Raw genomic sequence first — 14,895 nt, 5'->3', positions numbered from 1 at the left:
GATTTAGCAATAGAAAAGCATTAGATAACTTAATTATTTCATATAGCAATGTCAGGATTTTTAGCAGTCTTAGTTATTGTTCTCATATTCATAGTCATCTTCCAGATTGCGAAGGCGAGCGAATATGTGTCCATATTGAAGGGAGAAAAGAAAGCGCGCCAGCAAAGTAACCGTATCAATGGTTTCCTGCTGATAGCATTCCTGGTGCTGGGGCTCATCGGCGTGTATTATTGTAATAATCTGCTGAAAGGCAAGATCCTGGGCGAATCTGCTTCTGTGCAGGGTGAAGGTGTAGATACCCTCATCTATGTAACTCTCGCCATCACCGGTGTCGTGTTCGTGGCTACGCAGATCCTTTTGTTCTGGTTCGCATTCAAATACCAGGAAAAAGAAGGCCGCAAAGCATTTTATTTTCCGCATAACAACAAACTGGAAGTGATCTGGACCGTTATCCCGGCCATCGCACTGACAGTTCTGGTGGCTTTCGGTCTGAAACATTGGTTCCAGCTGACTTCTGATGCACCGAAAGATGCAGCAGTGGTTGAAATCACTGGTAAACAATTTAACTGGCTCATCCGCTACCCGGGTAAAGACGGTGCGCTCGGCCGCCGCGATTTCAAGAAAATCGACGAAGCTGCCAGCAACCCGCTGGGTATGGATTGGGACGACCAACTGGGCAAAGACGACTTCATGGCAACTGAAGTTCACCTGGTAGTAGGTAAACCTGTAAAATTCGTAATCGGTTCCCGTGATGTAATTCACGACGTTGGTTTACCTCAGTTCCGTATGAAAATGGACGCTGTACCCGGTATCCCTACCACCCTGTGGTTTACGCCTAAGTTCACCACCAAACAAATGAAGGAAAAAACCGGTAACCCGGATTTCACCTACGAAATATCCTGCGATCAGATGTGTGGTTCCGGTCACTACTCTATGAGAGGCGTGATTGTTGTTGAAACTCAGGAAGAATACGACGCCTGGGTTGCCAAACAACCGCTGCAGTACAGCCTGGCCCACCCGGCTCCTGCTGAAGCGCCAAAGGCCGACAGCACACAAAAAACAGTGGCAGCGAATATCGGTAAGCCGTAATTTTGTGTAGAAGAAATTTTTGACGCAGTACTTAACCAATAATAAAAGACAAACTAACAAACGCGATACTTCCCGGGCGTTGGTTTATTAATAAACAGAACCGATTATGAGTAACGAAGCAACATTGCACAGTCAACAGGAGGTAATGCACGGCGCGCATGATCATCATGATCATGAGCACCATCATGAAGACAATTTCATCTCGAAATATGTATTCAGCCTTGATCATAAAATGATTGCCAAACAATTCCTGATCACCGGTATCGTTTGGGCTATCATCGGTGCTTTCTTTTCTGTGGTGTTCCGTTTGCAACTGGGTTTTCCCGATGCTACTTTCCCCTGGCTGGAAAGCATTCTGGGTCACTGGGCTAAAGGTGGCCGTATCACTCCCGAAGCTTACTATGCATTGGTAACAATGCACGGTACTATCCTCGTATTCTTTGTATTGACCGCTGGTTTGAGTGGTACCTTCTCCAACCTGCTTATTCCCCTGCAGGTAGGTGCCCGCGATATGGCTTCTCCTTTCATGAACTGCCTGAGCTACTGGTTCTTCTTCCTGGCCAGCCTCGTTATGATGGCTTCCCTGTTCGTTCAGACAGGACCGGCTTCCGGCGGTTGGACCATGTACCCTCCGCTGAGTGCACTGGGAGACGCTTCCATCGGTTCTAAAATAGGTGTTGACCTGTGGCTCACTTCCATGGCGCTGTTTGTTGTTTCGCAGCTGCTGGGTGGTCTGAACTACATCTCTACCCTGCTGAACATGCGTACCAAAGGTATGAGCATGACCAAAATGCCTTTAACCATCTGGTCATTCTTCTTTACCGCTGTACTGGGCGTATTGTCTTTCCCTGTTCTGCTGTCCGGCTTCATTCTCTTGTTGTTCGACCGTCACGCAGGTACCAGCTTCTATCTATCTGATATCTTTATCGCAGGTAAAGCCCTGGCAAACGAAGGTGGTAGCGCCATCCTCTACCAGCACTTGTTCTGGTTCCTGGGCCACCCTGAAGTATACATCATCATTCTCCCTGCCATGGGTATGGTGTCTGAAGTACTGGCAGTTAGCTCCCGTAAACCTATCTTCGGCTACCTCGCCATGATCGGTTCCCTGTTCGCTATCTGTATCCTGGCCTTCCTGGTTTGGGCTCACCACATGTTCGTTACTGGTCTGAACCCATTCCTCGGTGCCTTCTTCGTACTGCTCACCCTCCTCATCGCGGTGCCATCTGCCATCAAGGTATTTAACTGGCTCACCACCATCTGGAAAGGTAACATCCGCTTTACGCCGGCGTCCCTGTTCTCTATCGGTTTCGTGAGCACTTTCATCTCTGGTGGTCTGACCGGTATCTGGCTGGGTAACTCCTCTATCGATATTCACCTGCACGATACCTACTTTGTAATCGCACACTTCCACATTGTAATGGGTGTGTCCGCATTCTTCGGTATGTTCGCCGGTATCTATCACTGGTTCCCGAAAATGTATGGCCGCTTTATGAACAATACTATCGGCTATATCCACTTCTGGGTAACCCTGATCGGTGCTTACCTGATCTTCTGGCCTATGCATTACGAAGGTATGGCCGGTATGCCAAGAAGGTATTTCGACTACTCCAGCTGGACTTCCTTCAATCAGTTCGGTGGCCTGAACCAGTTTATCAGCATCGTGGTGATCCTGGTATTTGCTACACAGCTGCTGTTTGTGTTCAACTTCTTCTACAGCATTTTCAAAGGAAGAAAACTGACCGAACAGAACCCATGGAAAGCTACCTCCCTGGAATGGACTACGCCGATCAACCCGGGTCACGGCAACTGGCCTGGTGAAATTCCTGAAGTTCACCGCTGGGCTTATGACTACAGCAAGGATGGAAGAGACTTCATCCCGCAGACAGAACCAATTGGTCCTAACGAGTCAGCTCACTAACTTATAAGATGAGATTCCGGAGCGCAGAAATAAACTGCTTTCCGGAATCTTGTTCACCGTGATGTTTGTAAATTTGTCCCGGATTTAAAACCCGGGATGTGGATAGAAATAAAATGTTGCAAGAAAACTCCATAAAGTTGTCGTCATCGTATGCAGTAGCGAGTAAGGTGAAAGATTATTCTCAGTTAATGAAGTTTAATCTCACCTTCATGGTGGTATTTTCATCTGTGGTAGCTTATCTGCTGGTGCCGGGTGTGGAGTTTGACCTGATCAAAGTTCTTTTGTTATTTGCCGGTGGTTTGCTGGTTTCCGGATCAGCCAATACCATCAACCAGATATGGGAAAAAAATACCGATAAGCTGATGGCCCGCACCGCCACCCGCCCCCTGCCCTCCGGCAGGATGAGCGAAACGGAAGCGATCATCGTTGCTGCGGTGACCGGTGTAGCGGGTTTCCTGATCATGGGTTATTGCTTTAACTGGCTAAGCGCCGCCCTGAGCCTTTTCTCCCTGGTGATGTACGGTTTCGTATATACACCCTGGAAAAAATGGAACTCCCTGGCCGTACTGGTTGGGGGCATTCCGGGCGCCATGCCGCTGCTCATTGGCTGGGCCGCAGGCGCCAACAACCTTTCCGAAGGCGGTTGGTCACTGTTTGCCATCCAGTTCCTGTGGCAGTTCCCGCACTTCTGGGCTATCGCCTGGATTGCACATAAAGACTATACCCGTGCAGGATTTAAACTGCTGCCTGCCAATGGCGAACCTAACAAGTTCACCGCATTACAGGCGGTTATGTATACCCTGTTACTGATCCCTGCCGGTGTAGCACCCTACCTGCTCAAAATCACAGGCGGTATTTCCGCTATCGTGGCTATTCTGGCAGGTGTGTTTTTCCTGTACCGCGCGATTAACCTGTACAGAAAGAATGATGTTCCGGCAGCACGTAAACTGATGTTTGGTTCATACATTTACCTGACCATTGTTCAGCTGGCACAGCTGCTGGACAAGGCCTAAAAGAAATAGAAGGAGTGATGCATACAATGAGCATACAACGTAAGAAAATTCATCCGCACAAGTATTCCCTATGGATAGCAATGGGTAGTATTACCATGATGTTCATCGGATTTACGAGTGCATACGTTGTGAAGAGATCGCAGGCTAACTGGCTGGCATTTGAACTGCCGCATATTTTCTGGTTGTCTACTGCTGTGATTTTACTCAGCAGCCTGACCGTCCACCTGGCCCTGAAACAGTTCAGGGAAAGAAATATGCAGCGTTACAAGCAGCTGATCACCATTACGGCCTTACTGGGCGTAATTTTCGCTGCTTGCCAATGGATTGGCTTTTCACAATTGAAAAATAGCGGACTTCCCCTCAACGGGCCTGTTTCCGCTTCGTTTATTTATGTTATCGTAGGCGTGCACATGTTGCACGTATTGGGTGGTGTGGTAGCACTGCTCATCATGTTTGCCAGGGCCTACCGGACCCGCATTCGTACCTACTCCTCAGTACCCATCGAAGTAGCCGCTACCTACTGGCATTTTGTGGATGTGCTGTGGATCTACCTGTTGATTTTTTTAAGTATCGCGAGATAAACTTTGTAAAATTTTATAAAACTAACAATGGACACAGCAGTTACAGCGAAGAAAAAATGGTGGGACGGAGGATACTCTCCCTTTAATGTGAGCTATGGCAAGTTGATGATGTGGTACTTCCTGATATCAGATGCCTTCACTTTCGGAGCATTACTGATTTCTTACGGAACTATTCGCTTCTCCAGCACTTCCTGGCCTGATCCGAACGAGGTTTTCCGCTCTTTCCCTGGTATGGGCCATGCCAACATGCCACTGGTATTCGTGAGCTTGATGACCTTTATCCTGATCATGAGCTCTGTAACCATGGTACTGGCCGTTCATGCCGGTCACATGAGAGATAAAAAAGCTGTTGCCAAATGGCTGACCTGGACTATCGTTGGTGGTGCCTGCTTCCTGGCCTGTCAGGCATGGGAATGGACACACCTGTTCCACGAAGGCGCCTGGTGGGGCCGCAATCCTTTCCACAACGTGGACGGTACAATGGCTTCTACCAACTTTACTAACTTCTTCTTTACCATTACCGGTTTCCACGGTCTGCACGTAACCTCCGGTGTTGTACTGAACATCATCATCCTCGCTAACGTACTGAAAGGTACCTACGAAGAAAGAGGTCACTACGAAATGGTGGAAAAAGTAGGTCTTTACTGGCACTTTGTAGATCTGGTTTGGGTATTCGTATTCACCTGCTTCTACCTGCTCTGATCAGGAAGTATCAGCTGCAACGAATACAAGGTTTGTAATTAGAATTATCGCATTTTAGAATTTATTTAATCTCAATAGGAATGGAGCATACGCATACCGCAGAAGGACATGCACATCATGATTCATCTACCAAAAAGATCTGGAAAACTTTCTGGATTCTCCTGGCTGTAACCATGGTAGAAGTTGGCCTGGCGTTTTTACACCTGGAAACAGGTTTCCCCAGCAGAGTACTGCTGAACGCTGTGTTCATCGGACTGACAGTAGTGAAAGCATTTTATATCGTTTCCGAGTTCATGCACCTTGGCAGCGAAATCAAAAACCTGATCTACACTGTTCTGCTTCCTTTGCTGCTCTTTATCTGGTTCATTATCGCTTTCCTGTATGAAGGTAATTCATGGAAAAACCTGAACAGGGACCTGAAACCAGGTACTCCGGTTGAAGCAGTGAAAACTGCACCGGCTGAAGGCGGACACGGACACCACTAAGTTTTTGACTATTAAATTTCAGCGTCATCTCACGCAGGGCTATATTAGGAGTTGCATTGGCTATATTGGTACCGCTGACGGGTTACCTGATTGTAGATCATTACGGGAAAAACGTAGTACCTATTCCAAAGTATTACATTCCCGAAAGAGTGGACACGATCGTTAAAGATGGCAAAACCACTTACGACACCGTTTTCCACCAGATCAGGGATTTTAAAATGACCAATCAGCTGGGCCAACAGGTAAGCCTGAAGGATATGGAAGGTAAAGTGATCCTGGTAGATTTCTTTTTTACTTCCTGCCCTTCTATCTGCCCTACCCTGACTAAAAACCTGAGAAAGATCCAGAGCGCTTACGGTAAAACAGATACGCTGCTCCAGATCCTCTCTTTCTCAGTAGACCCTGTCAGAGATTCAGTACAAAAGCTGCGGAAATACGGATATGACTACCAAGTGAATCCGGACAACTGGTGGCTGCTGACTGGTGATAAAAAAGAAATCTATGACCTCGCCAGACACGACTTCTTCGTTTCTGTAACAGAAGGTGACGGCGGACCGGATGATTTCATTCACACGGAAAAGCTCATACTGATCGATAAAAACAGACATATCAGAGGATATTACAACGGGCTCGATTCCAATGCCGTTAAACAATGTGCAACAGATATCGCCACCCTGTACCTTGAAAAAGACAGGCACCGCCCGGGATTCTGGAAATTCCTGAAAGGTTTGTTTAAGAATTTTAGCTGATTAATCATAAAATAATCGTGAAAGGTGGATAAAAGAAAGGGTTTTCACCTTTCTTTGTCCACCTTTCTCATATCCGGAACATATTATGGAACTAAAGAATAAAAATCTAAACACACCTATTGCCATCGTTTCTGTCGTGATCCCTGCGCTGGTGGCTTTACTGTTTTTCCTGCCGAAGCCTGATTTTCATCCCGGCTTTGATATCAAAATCCTCCCGTTGTTCCATGCTATCCTCAATTCCGCTACTGCGGTGCTGTTGGTGGCCAGTCTTTACTTCATCAAAAATCAGCAGGTAAAAGCGCATAAAACCACTAACCTGATTGCAGTGGGGTTGTCTGTTATTTTCCTGTTGTCGTATGTTACTTATCATGCCCTGGCGCCCGAAACCCGGTTTGGCGATGTGGACCACAACGGCGTGGTGGATGCTGCTGAAAAAGCGACGCTTGGCGGTATCCGTTATGTATATTATTTCCTGTTGCTCACGCATATTGTACTGGCTGGTATTATTGTGCCGCTGGTGCTGTTCACCCTGCTGCGTGGCTTCCAGAACGATATCCCCCGTCACCGTAAAATTGCCCGCATTACCTGGCCTCTCTGGTTCTATGTGGCTGTAACCGGTGTAATTGTGTATATCATGATTTCTCCATATTACCATTGATATATTTCGACGGTATTTTTTTCCGTTAGATGACCTAATTTTGTTTTGATTAAAATATGCCGATATGAATAAGCTGTGTTTGTTTCTGCTGACTGTAATGCTGACGGTGATGAGTTCTCCGCTGATGGCGCAATGCTCACTTTGTACCAAAACAGCACAGCAGTTGGGAGAAGGTCCTGCAAAAGGATTGAACAACGGTATTCTGATGTTGGCATTTACGCCACTGGCCATCATTGGCCTGTTGGCTTTCCGCTGGTGGAAAAGCAACAGGGAAGCATCCTGATCACCCGCGTTTGCTGCAATGTTTTAACCCCTTTTGTTTGTCACTATGATTACCTATCGCAAAGCGGATATCCGGGACATTCCACAAACGGTATCATTGCGTCTTCAGTTTCTCAAAGAAGTGTACCCACAGGCAGATGCCTCCCGCGACGTGCTGTTGCAGGAAAAGATCACTGCTTACCTTCAGGAACACCTTCCCCAGGGAGATTTTGTAAACTTGTTTGCCGAAGATAATGGCGTGATAGTGGCCAGCGCAGGTATCGTTTTCTATAACCAGCCGCCCCTCTATCATAACCTCGATGGCCAGGTGGCCTATATCCTCAATGTATATACGCTGCCCGCTTACCGTGGGCAAGGGATTGCCAGGGCCTTAATGGAAAGGCTCATAATAGAGGCAAAGGATCGTAACACGGGTAAACTGAGCCTGCATGCCAGCAAAGACGGGCGTTTGCTCTACGAAAAGCTGGGGTTCCTGGCCGGAGATAATGAAATGACCTTACAATTGCCGCGGGTGCAACCCTGACAGGCTCCCGGAGGAGCGTTCTGCTGAAAGGCAGGAAAAATAGTTGGCATCTCCCGAAAACATACAACAAAACACTCACACCGGACAAGCGCTGAATCCCGGCCTAGTCTCTGGTTTCAAATACCGGACAGTCTACCCGCAGGTTGGCCTGCTTCAGGGAGATTCCCAGCTCATTGCAATAAGGGCCTTTTTTGCTGCTTGCGAAATGTTCGCAATTGAAGCACATCGGCTGATGAGTGATCACCTCCTGCTGGTTCAGCTGATAAATCAGCTGCATCAGTTGCTCCAGCAGTATGCCCTGTTCTTTCACAGGACTGGCTGCTACGGCTTCCTGCATCGGTGCGGCGAAGTGCTCTACCTTTTTGGCGATGGCACGTCCTTCCTTCAACAGGTGCAGGGAATGGCTCCTGGTATCCGTTTGGCTCGGCTTTCTTACCAGGTAATTTTTTTGCTCCAGCGATTTCACAGCGTCGCTGATGGTGGCTTTTGTCATGTTGAAATACAACGCCAACGAGGTTACTGTACGTTGCTCTTCCGGATAATGGAGTAGGAACGTCAGTACCTGAATTTGTATGGGACTCAACCCATATTGCGTGGCCTCCTGCCAAAGGAGCACCCTGAAAGCCTCTGATAAGCGCTCAAGAGCAACCACAATTTTGCTTGGTGTGTTTTCTGCCTGCTGCGCGGGGCTGAATGTGGAAACTTTCCCCATATTTACTACTGTCCTTAATTAGCGGGGCAAGGTACAATAATAAAGCCTGCTTGTAAATAGCATATTAGTGACATCCTTGGGATTCGTGAATATAATATCCCTGTTCGGATATCTGCAGCTCCCAGCGGGGAACGGTTTCTGTGGTATAGCTAAACCGGCAGTCCCGGCTGCTTACCGGCAGGTTTTCCTGCAGGCGGCCCTGTAGAAAAGCGCTCCCATAGGCCAATACAGCGGCAAATGCCGTATCGGGAGGTACGATAATGTCAAAGAGAAGAACGCCTCCTGTCCTCTTTTTTGCGCAAGCCTTGTATACGGCCACTTCCATAAATATAGTTTTGGGGGGTGAGGGAAAAATATCAAAAAGGGGCCGGCTGCCCGCCAGGATAAATCCATAATAAAGCACTCAGGCTCACGGCCTTAAACCAGGCCTGGTGCATAGCGGCGGCTTCGGGCCCACTGTATCCTGCATGATTGATAAAATAACGGCCGGCTTCACTGACCGGAAATACGAAAGTTGTCATGTACCGCAGATATACCGGTGACAGGGCATGTAAATCGTCAAGCGGAACATTCCTCAACTGCAACTGCCGGGCAATACGCTCTTCAAATTCCCACCATCGGTGACTGTCACGACGCCGGCACAAACTGGTGATCCAGGCATTGAAATGAGGCCGGAGACTGTTCAGATAATCCAGGTCCGGCGCCCCGCTGCTGGTGAAGTAGTGAGCGAGATAATTATTGCTGACAATATGCTCATACCACTGGTTCAATATTTCTTCCGCATGAGGCGCCAGTATCTCCCCTGCCATCGTCAGATATTGTTCGTCTTCATGTGTGAATAGCATCATGCGTTTGATCTTGATCAATACCTGTGCATCAACAGAAGTGCTTTGGGGCTCGGGAATCATTGATGACCGCTCAGCTGCGTTAATCATAGCTTACGTACGTTTTGAACTGCTGCAATTAGATAATGGTCATGTGCAAATATAGTAAGGAATCCTATTCAGTTGCAACATTGTGCAATTGCAACAACATTTTTATTTGCGGTACCCTTTCTGTTTTGCGCAGCTATATGGGTTTGAATTAATTTGAGATTTTCGGTTGAACTGTATAGTTTTGATCACCTGTTAACCAGGTATTTTGAACTATCGTAATGAAAAGTATTCTGACACGCTTATATAGAAACGGTCTTGGTATCCACTCCGTACTATCCGAAGACAAAGAAAATTTTAAAATAATTCCCGGAGAGGGGTATTTACGACGTGTTTTTTACCTCACGGCGCTGGGCGCTGGAGCGGGAATACTCACTGTGGGCGTGGGAATAGGGCTGTTATGGCTCATCCGGCTTATAACCAGTCTGGCCTTTTTCGGGGAACTAACAACGGAAGCACGCCTGCTGGCAGAAAGCGAGATGGGCATCTGGTTACTGTTCATCCCGGTAGCTGGCGCCTGTTTGTCGTTGCTGTTGCTCAGGAAGCGCATGCCGGCACTAAAACTGCCTGCGCTGGCCGTTAATATCGGCACCGGCGCGCCGTTGGGCGTAGAAGGACCTGTGATGCTGATTGCCGGCGCCGCCGCCATCCAGGGGCAGCGGTTGCTGCGGATCTCCCGCCCCGAAGCGCATCTCCTGCTGGTGGCAGGAGCGGCTGCGGCAGTAGCCTGGTATTTCGGTGCTCCGGTATCAGCCCTGCTACTGGCGCTGGAGCTGTGGCTCGTCAGCAGGTCACTGTTTACCCTGCTGCCGGTACTGGCGGCTATTATAGTGGGAGGTCTCGCCCACTATTGCTTCCGGGACATGCAACCGTTTTTTACGGTGGATTGTCCCCTGCCGCTCCTGAACGGTCCCGGTTTACTGATGTATATGGTATTGGGATTGATCATCGGATTGATGTCCGCAGGCATTGTCCGGGCTTCCCGCGGCCTTGCCCGGCTGGCAGAACGGCTCAGACGGCACAATCCCTGGTGGCTGCTGCTGACAGCTGTTCCCATAGGCGTATTGGGCTACCTGGCGCCGGAAAGCCTGGGTAACGGGGAAGCCTATGGCAGCGATCTGCTGCGGGCACATGTTACGCTGCAATTGTTATTTGTGGCGGGTATTGTGAAACTGATAGCCTGGCTGTTTTTCACCAGTGGAAATAATACGGGGACCACTATCACGCCCCTGCTCATTATGGGAGGGGCCATAGGAATGTTATTGGCGGTAGTGGCACTGGGCATATGTCCCGGTGTGGCAACTAGCCCCGTACTGGCCGCAATAATAGGCATGGCGGCTTTGTTTGCCGGCGTTACAAGGGCCTGGCTGACGGCCATTGTGTTGATGCTCGAATTGACACATTATCTGCCGGCGGCGCTGCCGGTAACAGGAGCGGTCATCATCGCCGTACTGGTATCATGGCCGCTGATAAAAACAAGGCGCACCGCCTGATGCGGGCGCCCTGCCGGAATATTATTATTCGCCTCCGGAAACGGCTTTCAGTCCTGCAATAGAACCAATCAGCATCACCAGAAAAAATATACGCCACATAGCCGCCGGCTCTTTAAAAAAGATCATACCTGCAATAGCGGTACCTGCCGCGCCGATGCCTGTCCATACAGCGTAGGAAGTCCCAATGGGCAAGCCGTTGTTGATCGCTTTGTTCAGGAAAAAGAAACTCAGCGTAATACAGATAAAAAAGGACACTGAAGGCCATAGCTTTGAAAAATTCTCAGAATACTTCAGTGAAACAGTAAAGCCAACTTCAAATAGTCCGCCTATAAGCAGGAATAACCAAGCCATAATAACCAGATTTATACGTGAAAAATAAAATTTGTGTAAGAGGAAAGAGTGGGGACAACAAAAGCCCGCAGCCTCAGGATCAGAGGCCGTAGTTGAATACTGCGTAAGCGATGGATATGCCGAAAGAGGTTGTCCGCATGCGGCAAAGATAATAAAATTTAGCGACCCGCCTTTTCTGATACGTAGCGGTACAGGTTAAATGACTGTTGTGCTATCTGTGCCTGTATTTCTGCTTGTAGTGTCTTTTTGCTGATATCGTGCATGCGGCGGTACTGTATAAGCTGGTAGGCCTTTTCCGCCAGCAGCAGGGAATGCCGCTGGTGCTGGTGTTGCACGGCCTCATGATGCCGGACAATAGCTGTGGTAATTTCGTTTATCCCTTCCTGTTGGGTGGCGATGGATTTGAGGACAGGGATCTCCCAATGTTCCTGTTGTTTGCTATGGGCCAGCAAACGCAGATTTTTTACGAAGCTGTCTGCATTATCACGGTCTGCCTTGTTGACCACAAAAATGTCTGCGATCTCCATCAGGCCTGCTTTCATGGTCTGGATTTCATCTCCTGCTTCGGGCACTACTACCACAATGGTAGTGTCGGCGATGCCGGCAATTTCCACTTCGCTCTGGCCTACGCCCACGGTTTCTATGAAGAGGTAATCGAAGCCGGCAGCTTTTATCAGATCGCTGACTTCAATGATTTTCGGGCTAAGGCCGCCCAGCGCGCCACGGCTGGCCATGGAACGGATAAATACATTAGGGTCTCCGAAATGTTGCGCCATCCGGATCCTGTCGCCCAGCAAGGCGCCGAAATTAAAAGGGGAAGAAGGGTCTACTGCAATGATGGCTACTCTTTTTCCTGATGCCAGCAGGTGGCTGATGAGTGCGTTGACCAGGGTACTTTTACCGGCGCCGGGAGGACCGGTAACGCCCACCACTTTAGTGTGACTGTTGTCCGGCAGTTGTTCCAGCAGCATTTCATAACCGGTCGCTTCATTTTCCACCAGAGAAATACAACGGGCCAGCGCTTTTATCTCTCCACGCAAAAGTCCATCCATATATTGCTGGTACATGTACAAAGTCTTTAGTTGATCAGGTATGGCAGGATACCCTTATCTGTTATGTCTGAGAATGAGTAATAATGTTGTTTATAAAGGTATTCCTTTTATTTAATATATACATGTCATGAGTGCTAATAAGCAGATTCTGCGTCCGTTATGCGGGCCGTTTTTTTTACCTTTAGCGTAAACTCTGAGCCGTAAGATGACAAATTTTATTTCCATATTTCCCCTTGGCATTGTGGTATATCCGGGAGAACAGCTGAACCTTCACGTGTTTGAGCCCCGGTATAAACAGCTGGCGCGGGAATGCGTGGCGGAAAACAAACCCTTTGGTATTCCCGCGGTCATCGACAGAAGAATAATGGAATATGGAACACTGGTCACTATCGAAAAAGTGCAGAAATTGTATGATAACGGTGAAATGGACCTGATTACCCGTGGTACCAGCGTATTCAGAACGCTTGAACATATAGGCGACATTCCTCATAAATTGTATGCCGGCGCGATTGTCAATTATCCCGAAAACCATGTCAACAGTAGCTCCCGCCTGTTGAAAGAGGTGCTGCACGGTATCCGGGAGCTGCATGCCATCCTTCAGATACATAAAACCTTTCCCAGGGAGGACGTCAGCCTTACTTCCTATGATCTGGCCCATCACGCAGGCCTGTCGTTGACAGAGGAGTATGAGCTGTTGCATCTTTTTTATGAGGTACAACGACTGGAATACCTGAAACGGCATCTTCACAAGGTTATTCCCATGATGGCGGAAATGGAGCGCCTGAAAGAACGGGTAAAGCTCAATGGTCATTTCAGGAATCTGTCTGCCGGGGACCTGTAAATTTTTTTACCACGAAAAAACGCGCTAAGATATTGTCAAAAAAATATATTTTTGATGGAAGATGACGGCCTGTCAAGGCTTTCAGCGTTCGGGAATGTTAACTTTAACGCGCTTTTAACAGGGCGGATTTTGGTTTTTTTTGCTTCCCGCCTTAAAAAGTAGATATTTGCAGACCCATAATTTTCACTGGACAAGGGTTTAAACTCAATTCTGATACGAAATGCATTGGACAAAAGTCAGTATTCTTTGCTTCCTGGTTGGATTTTTCCTGGTGGCAAATAATGCTACAGCACAGGATAATTCACCCTACTCGCGTTACGGTTTAGGCGATCTGAACAACAACCAGAATACAGTCAACCGTGGTATGGGTGGCGTATCTCAGGCATACGGAGATCCTACATCTGTTAACTTTATCAATCCGGCCAGCTATTCCAACCTGCTGCTCACCACTTTCGATATTGGTGTGGAAGCCGGTGCCAGGTCTATCTCCGACAAAAACGCAAGCTTTAGCTCCGGCTTTGGTACCCTGTCTTATCTGCAGGTGGGTATTCCCATCCGCAAGAAATGGGGCCTGAACCTGGGCCTTCGCCCGGTGACCAGAGTGTCTTACAACATTCAGGAGTCTAAAGACCAGATTTTTTACGATACCCTTAAACTGCCGGTAGCGCACCGTTACCAGGGCAGTGGTGGTTTATATCAGCTGTATGCCGGTACCGGTGTGGGAATCGGTAATTTCAGCATTGGTGTTAACCTGGGCTATCTGTTCGGAAATATTGAAAACAATACCCGTGTTATTTATCCTGTAACTGATATCAATGCTTCCAGGCACATGACACGCATTAGTTATAGCAGCTTCTTCTATAAAGTAGGTGTTCAGTACAAGGCCAAATTGAACAAGGATATGGACCTTACACTGGGCGCTTCCGGAAGCCTGAAGCAGGATATGTCGGTTCGCCAGGAGAACCTGAGCGAAAGCCTCATATACAATGCCGCCTCCAATAGTTTTGTTACACTTGATTCCGTGAAGTCCGAAAAAGGCCCTAAAGGTACCGTGGTGTACCCACAGGACTTTGGCGCCGGTTTCATTCTGCGCAAGCTGGATAAATGGCAGGTGGGTATGGACTTCAATACCACACAATGGAGCAACTTCAGAAAGTATGAGCAGGCCGATTCCCTCCAGAATTCCTGGAAGCTGGCTATCGGCGGACAGTTCGTTCCCAATGCCACAGCGCTCAGCGGTTACTGGAACCGTGTAGCTTACCGCCTTGGTGCCTATTATGGCCTTGATTACCTGAAACTGGGTGGCCAGGACATGAACATCATGGGCTTTACGGTAGGTGCCGGATTACCCGTACGCCGTATGCCTTACTCCAACCAGTACACGATGGTCAACGTTGCATTTGATGTGGCCCACCGTGGTAGCAACAATACCGCCCTCAAGGAAAATATCTACCGGTTGTCTCTCGGCTTTACCCTGAGCGACAGATGGTTTATCAAGAAGAAATACGATTAAG

Annotated in this window: 18 protein-coding genes; 13 read left to right on the top strand and 5 right to left on the bottom strand. The window is 48.3% G+C overall.

All coding sequences use genetic code 11. The annotated features are described in order from the left end of the window. Positions 1-126 precede the first annotated feature (126 nt). From HGH92_RS10280 to HGH92_RS10235, 10 genes are all read left to right on the top strand, one after another. Entirely contained in the window at positions 127-1,089 is a 963-nt protein-coding gene (locus HGH92_RS10280) for a cytochrome c oxidase subunit II (RefSeq protein ID WP_317166385.1), read from the top strand. Between the two features lie 106 nt (positions 1,090-1,195). Next, positions 1,196-3,007: a cbb3-type cytochrome c oxidase subunit I gene (locus HGH92_RS10275; protein WP_168870634.1), complete on the top strand. Its 1,812-nt coding sequence runs from the start codon at positions 1,196-1,198 to the stop codon at positions 3,005-3,007. A gap of 113 nt (positions 3,008-3,120) precedes the next feature. Next, positions 3,121-4,020: a heme o synthase gene (gene cyoE / locus HGH92_RS10270; RefSeq protein WP_168871518.1), complete on the top strand. Its 900-nt coding sequence runs from the start codon at positions 3,121-3,123 to the stop codon at positions 4,018-4,020. 17 nt (positions 4,021-4,037) lie between these two features. Next, complete coding sequence (locus HGH92_RS10265) at positions 4,038-4,601, top strand: heme-copper oxidase subunit III (protein ID WP_168870633.1); 564 nt, start codon at positions 4,038-4,040, stop codon at positions 4,599-4,601. A gap of 27 nt (positions 4,602-4,628) precedes the next feature. Beyond that, positions 4,629-5,303: a cytochrome c oxidase subunit 3 gene (locus HGH92_RS10260; protein WP_168870632.1), complete on the top strand. Its 675-nt coding sequence runs from the start codon at positions 4,629-4,631 to the stop codon at positions 5,301-5,303. A gap of 80 nt (positions 5,304-5,383) precedes the next feature. After that, complete coding sequence (locus HGH92_RS10255) at positions 5,384-5,788, top strand: cytochrome C oxidase subunit IV family protein (RefSeq protein WP_168870631.1); 405 nt, start codon at positions 5,384-5,386, stop codon at positions 5,786-5,788. Between the two features lie 56 nt (positions 5,789-5,844). Continuing rightward, positions 5,845-6,537 carry an SCO family protein gene (locus HGH92_RS10250; protein WP_168870630.1) on the top strand — a complete coding sequence of 231 codons (693 nt, stop codon included), beginning with the start codon at positions 5,845-5,847 and terminating at the stop codon, positions 6,535-6,537. 85 nt (positions 6,538-6,622) lie between these two features. Next, positions 6,623-7,195: a DUF420 domain-containing protein gene (locus tag HGH92_RS10245; RefSeq protein ID WP_168870629.1), complete on the top strand. Its 573-nt coding sequence runs from the start codon at positions 6,623-6,625 to the stop codon at positions 7,193-7,195. A gap of 64 nt (positions 7,196-7,259) precedes the next feature. Next, positions 7,260-7,478: a hypothetical protein gene (locus HGH92_RS10240; protein WP_246496227.1), complete on the top strand. Its 219-nt coding sequence runs from the start codon at positions 7,260-7,262 to the stop codon at positions 7,476-7,478. Positions 7,479-7,523: 45 nt separating this feature from the next. Continuing rightward, a complete protein-coding gene (locus HGH92_RS10235; RefSeq protein WP_168870628.1) occupies positions 7,524-8,000 on the top strand; it encodes a GNAT family N-acetyltransferase in 477 nt (158 codons plus the stop codon). 103 nt (positions 8,001-8,103) lie between these two features. Here HGH92_RS10235 and HGH92_RS10230 read toward each other — a convergent pair whose 3' ends face one another. The 3 genes from HGH92_RS10230 to HGH92_RS10220 all read right to left on the bottom strand — a co-directional run bounded on the left by HGH92_RS10230 (position 8,104) and on the right by HGH92_RS10220 (position 9,647). Further along, entirely contained in the window at positions 8,104-8,652 is a 549-nt protein-coding gene (locus tag HGH92_RS10230; protein ID WP_168870627.1) for a MarR family winged helix-turn-helix transcriptional regulator, read from the bottom strand. 124 nt (positions 8,653-8,776) lie between these two features. Beyond that, positions 8,777-9,037, bottom strand: a complete 261-nt coding sequence (locus tag HGH92_RS10225) for a DUF2024 family protein (RefSeq protein ID WP_168870626.1) — start codon at positions 9,035-9,037, stop codon at positions 8,777-8,779. Positions 9,038-9,068: 31 nt separating this feature from the next. Continuing rightward, positions 9,069-9,647: a protoglobin domain-containing protein gene (locus tag HGH92_RS10220; RefSeq protein ID WP_168870625.1), complete on the bottom strand. Its 579-nt coding sequence runs from the start codon at positions 9,645-9,647 to the stop codon at positions 9,069-9,071. 218 nt (positions 9,648-9,865) lie between these two features. On the opposite strand from HGH92_RS10220, the gene HGH92_RS10215 reads away from it, so the two are divergent. Next, positions 9,866-11,137 (top strand): chloride channel protein, encoded by a 1,272-nt coding sequence (locus HGH92_RS10215; protein ID WP_168870624.1) that lies wholly within the window; start codon positions 9,866-9,868, stop codon positions 11,135-11,137. Between the two features lie 24 nt (positions 11,138-11,161). On the opposite strand, the gene HGH92_RS10210 is transcribed toward HGH92_RS10215, so the two are convergent. Both HGH92_RS10210 and meaB read right to left on the bottom strand, forming a co-directional pair. After that, the gene (locus HGH92_RS10210; RefSeq protein WP_168870623.1) at positions 11,162-11,488 is read right to left on the bottom strand and encodes a DMT family transporter; all 327 of its coding nucleotides are present in this window, start codon (positions 11,486-11,488) and stop codon (positions 11,162-11,164) included. A 158-nt stretch (positions 11,489-11,646) separates the two neighbouring features. After that, complete coding sequence (meaB, locus tag HGH92_RS10205) at positions 11,647-12,555, bottom strand: methylmalonyl Co-A mutase-associated GTPase MeaB (protein WP_168870622.1); 909 nt, start codon at positions 12,553-12,555, stop codon at positions 11,647-11,649. Between the two features lie 190 nt (positions 12,556-12,745). Here meaB and HGH92_RS10200 point away from each other — a divergent pair, with 190 nt between their 5' ends. Both HGH92_RS10200 and HGH92_RS10195 read left to right on the top strand, forming a co-directional pair. Continuing rightward, positions 12,746-13,381, top strand: a complete 636-nt coding sequence (locus HGH92_RS10200; protein ID WP_168870621.1) for an LON peptidase substrate-binding domain-containing protein — start codon at positions 12,746-12,748, stop codon at positions 13,379-13,381. Positions 13,382-13,601: 220 nt separating this feature from the next. After that, on the top strand, positions 13,602-14,894 hold the full coding sequence (locus HGH92_RS10195; RefSeq protein ID WP_168870620.1) for a hypothetical protein: 1,293 nt from the start codon (positions 13,602-13,604) through the stop codon (positions 14,892-14,894). Position 14,895: the final 1 nt, after the last annotated feature.

Source organism: Chitinophaga varians (assembly GCF_012641275.1).
Classification (GTDB): Bacteria; Bacteroidota; Bacteroidia; order Chitinophagales; family Chitinophagaceae; genus Chitinophaga; species Chitinophaga varians_A.
This window is presented reverse-complemented; position numbering and strand designations above follow the sequence as displayed.

Coding starts and splice junctions, on each gene's coding strand:
- meaB (WP_168870622.1), bottom strand. CDS start 12,555: ATGTACCAGCAATATATGGATGGACTTTTGCGTGGAGAGATAAAAGCG.
- HGH92_RS10210 (WP_168870623.1), bottom strand. CDS start 11,488: ATGGCTTGGTTATTCCTGCTTATAGGCGGACTATTTGAAGTTGGCTTT.
- HGH92_RS10220 (WP_168870625.1), bottom strand. CDS start 9,647: ATGATTAACGCAGCTGAGCGGTCATCAATGATTCCCGAGCCCCAAAGC.
- cyoE (WP_168871518.1), top strand. CDS start 3,121: ATGTTGCAAGAAAACTCCATAAAGTTGTCGTCATCGTATGCAGTAGCG.
- HGH92_RS10195 (WP_168870620.1), top strand. CDS start 13,602: ATGCATTGGACAAAAGTCAGTATTCTTTGCTTCCTGGTTGGATTTTTC.
- HGH92_RS10200 (WP_168870621.1), top strand. CDS start 12,746: ATGACAAATTTTATTTCCATATTTCCCCTTGGCATTGTGGTATATCCG.
- HGH92_RS10245 (WP_168870629.1), top strand. CDS start 6,623: ATGGAACTAAAGAATAAAAATCTAAACACACCTATTGCCATCGTTTCT.
- HGH92_RS10265 (WP_168870633.1), top strand. CDS start 4,038: ATGCATACAATGAGCATACAACGTAAGAAAATTCATCCGCACAAGTAT.
- HGH92_RS10240 (WP_246496227.1), top strand. CDS start 7,260: ATGAATAAGCTGTGTTTGTTTCTGCTGACTGTAATGCTGACGGTGATG.
- HGH92_RS10275 (WP_168870634.1), top strand. CDS start 1,196: ATGAGTAACGAAGCAACATTGCACAGTCAACAGGAGGTAATGCACGGC.
- HGH92_RS10225 (WP_168870626.1), bottom strand. CDS start 9,037: ATGGAAGTGGCCGTATACAAGGCTTGCGCAAAAAAGAGGACAGGAGGC.
- HGH92_RS10260 (WP_168870632.1), top strand. CDS start 4,629: ATGGACACAGCAGTTACAGCGAAGAAAAAATGGTGGGACGGAGGATAC.
- HGH92_RS10235 (WP_168870628.1), top strand. CDS start 7,524: ATGATTACCTATCGCAAAGCGGATATCCGGGACATTCCACAAACGGTA.
- HGH92_RS10255 (WP_168870631.1), top strand. CDS start 5,384: ATGGAGCATACGCATACCGCAGAAGGACATGCACATCATGATTCATCT.
- HGH92_RS10215 (WP_168870624.1), top strand. CDS start 9,866: ATGAAAAGTATTCTGACACGCTTATATAGAAACGGTCTTGGTATCCAC.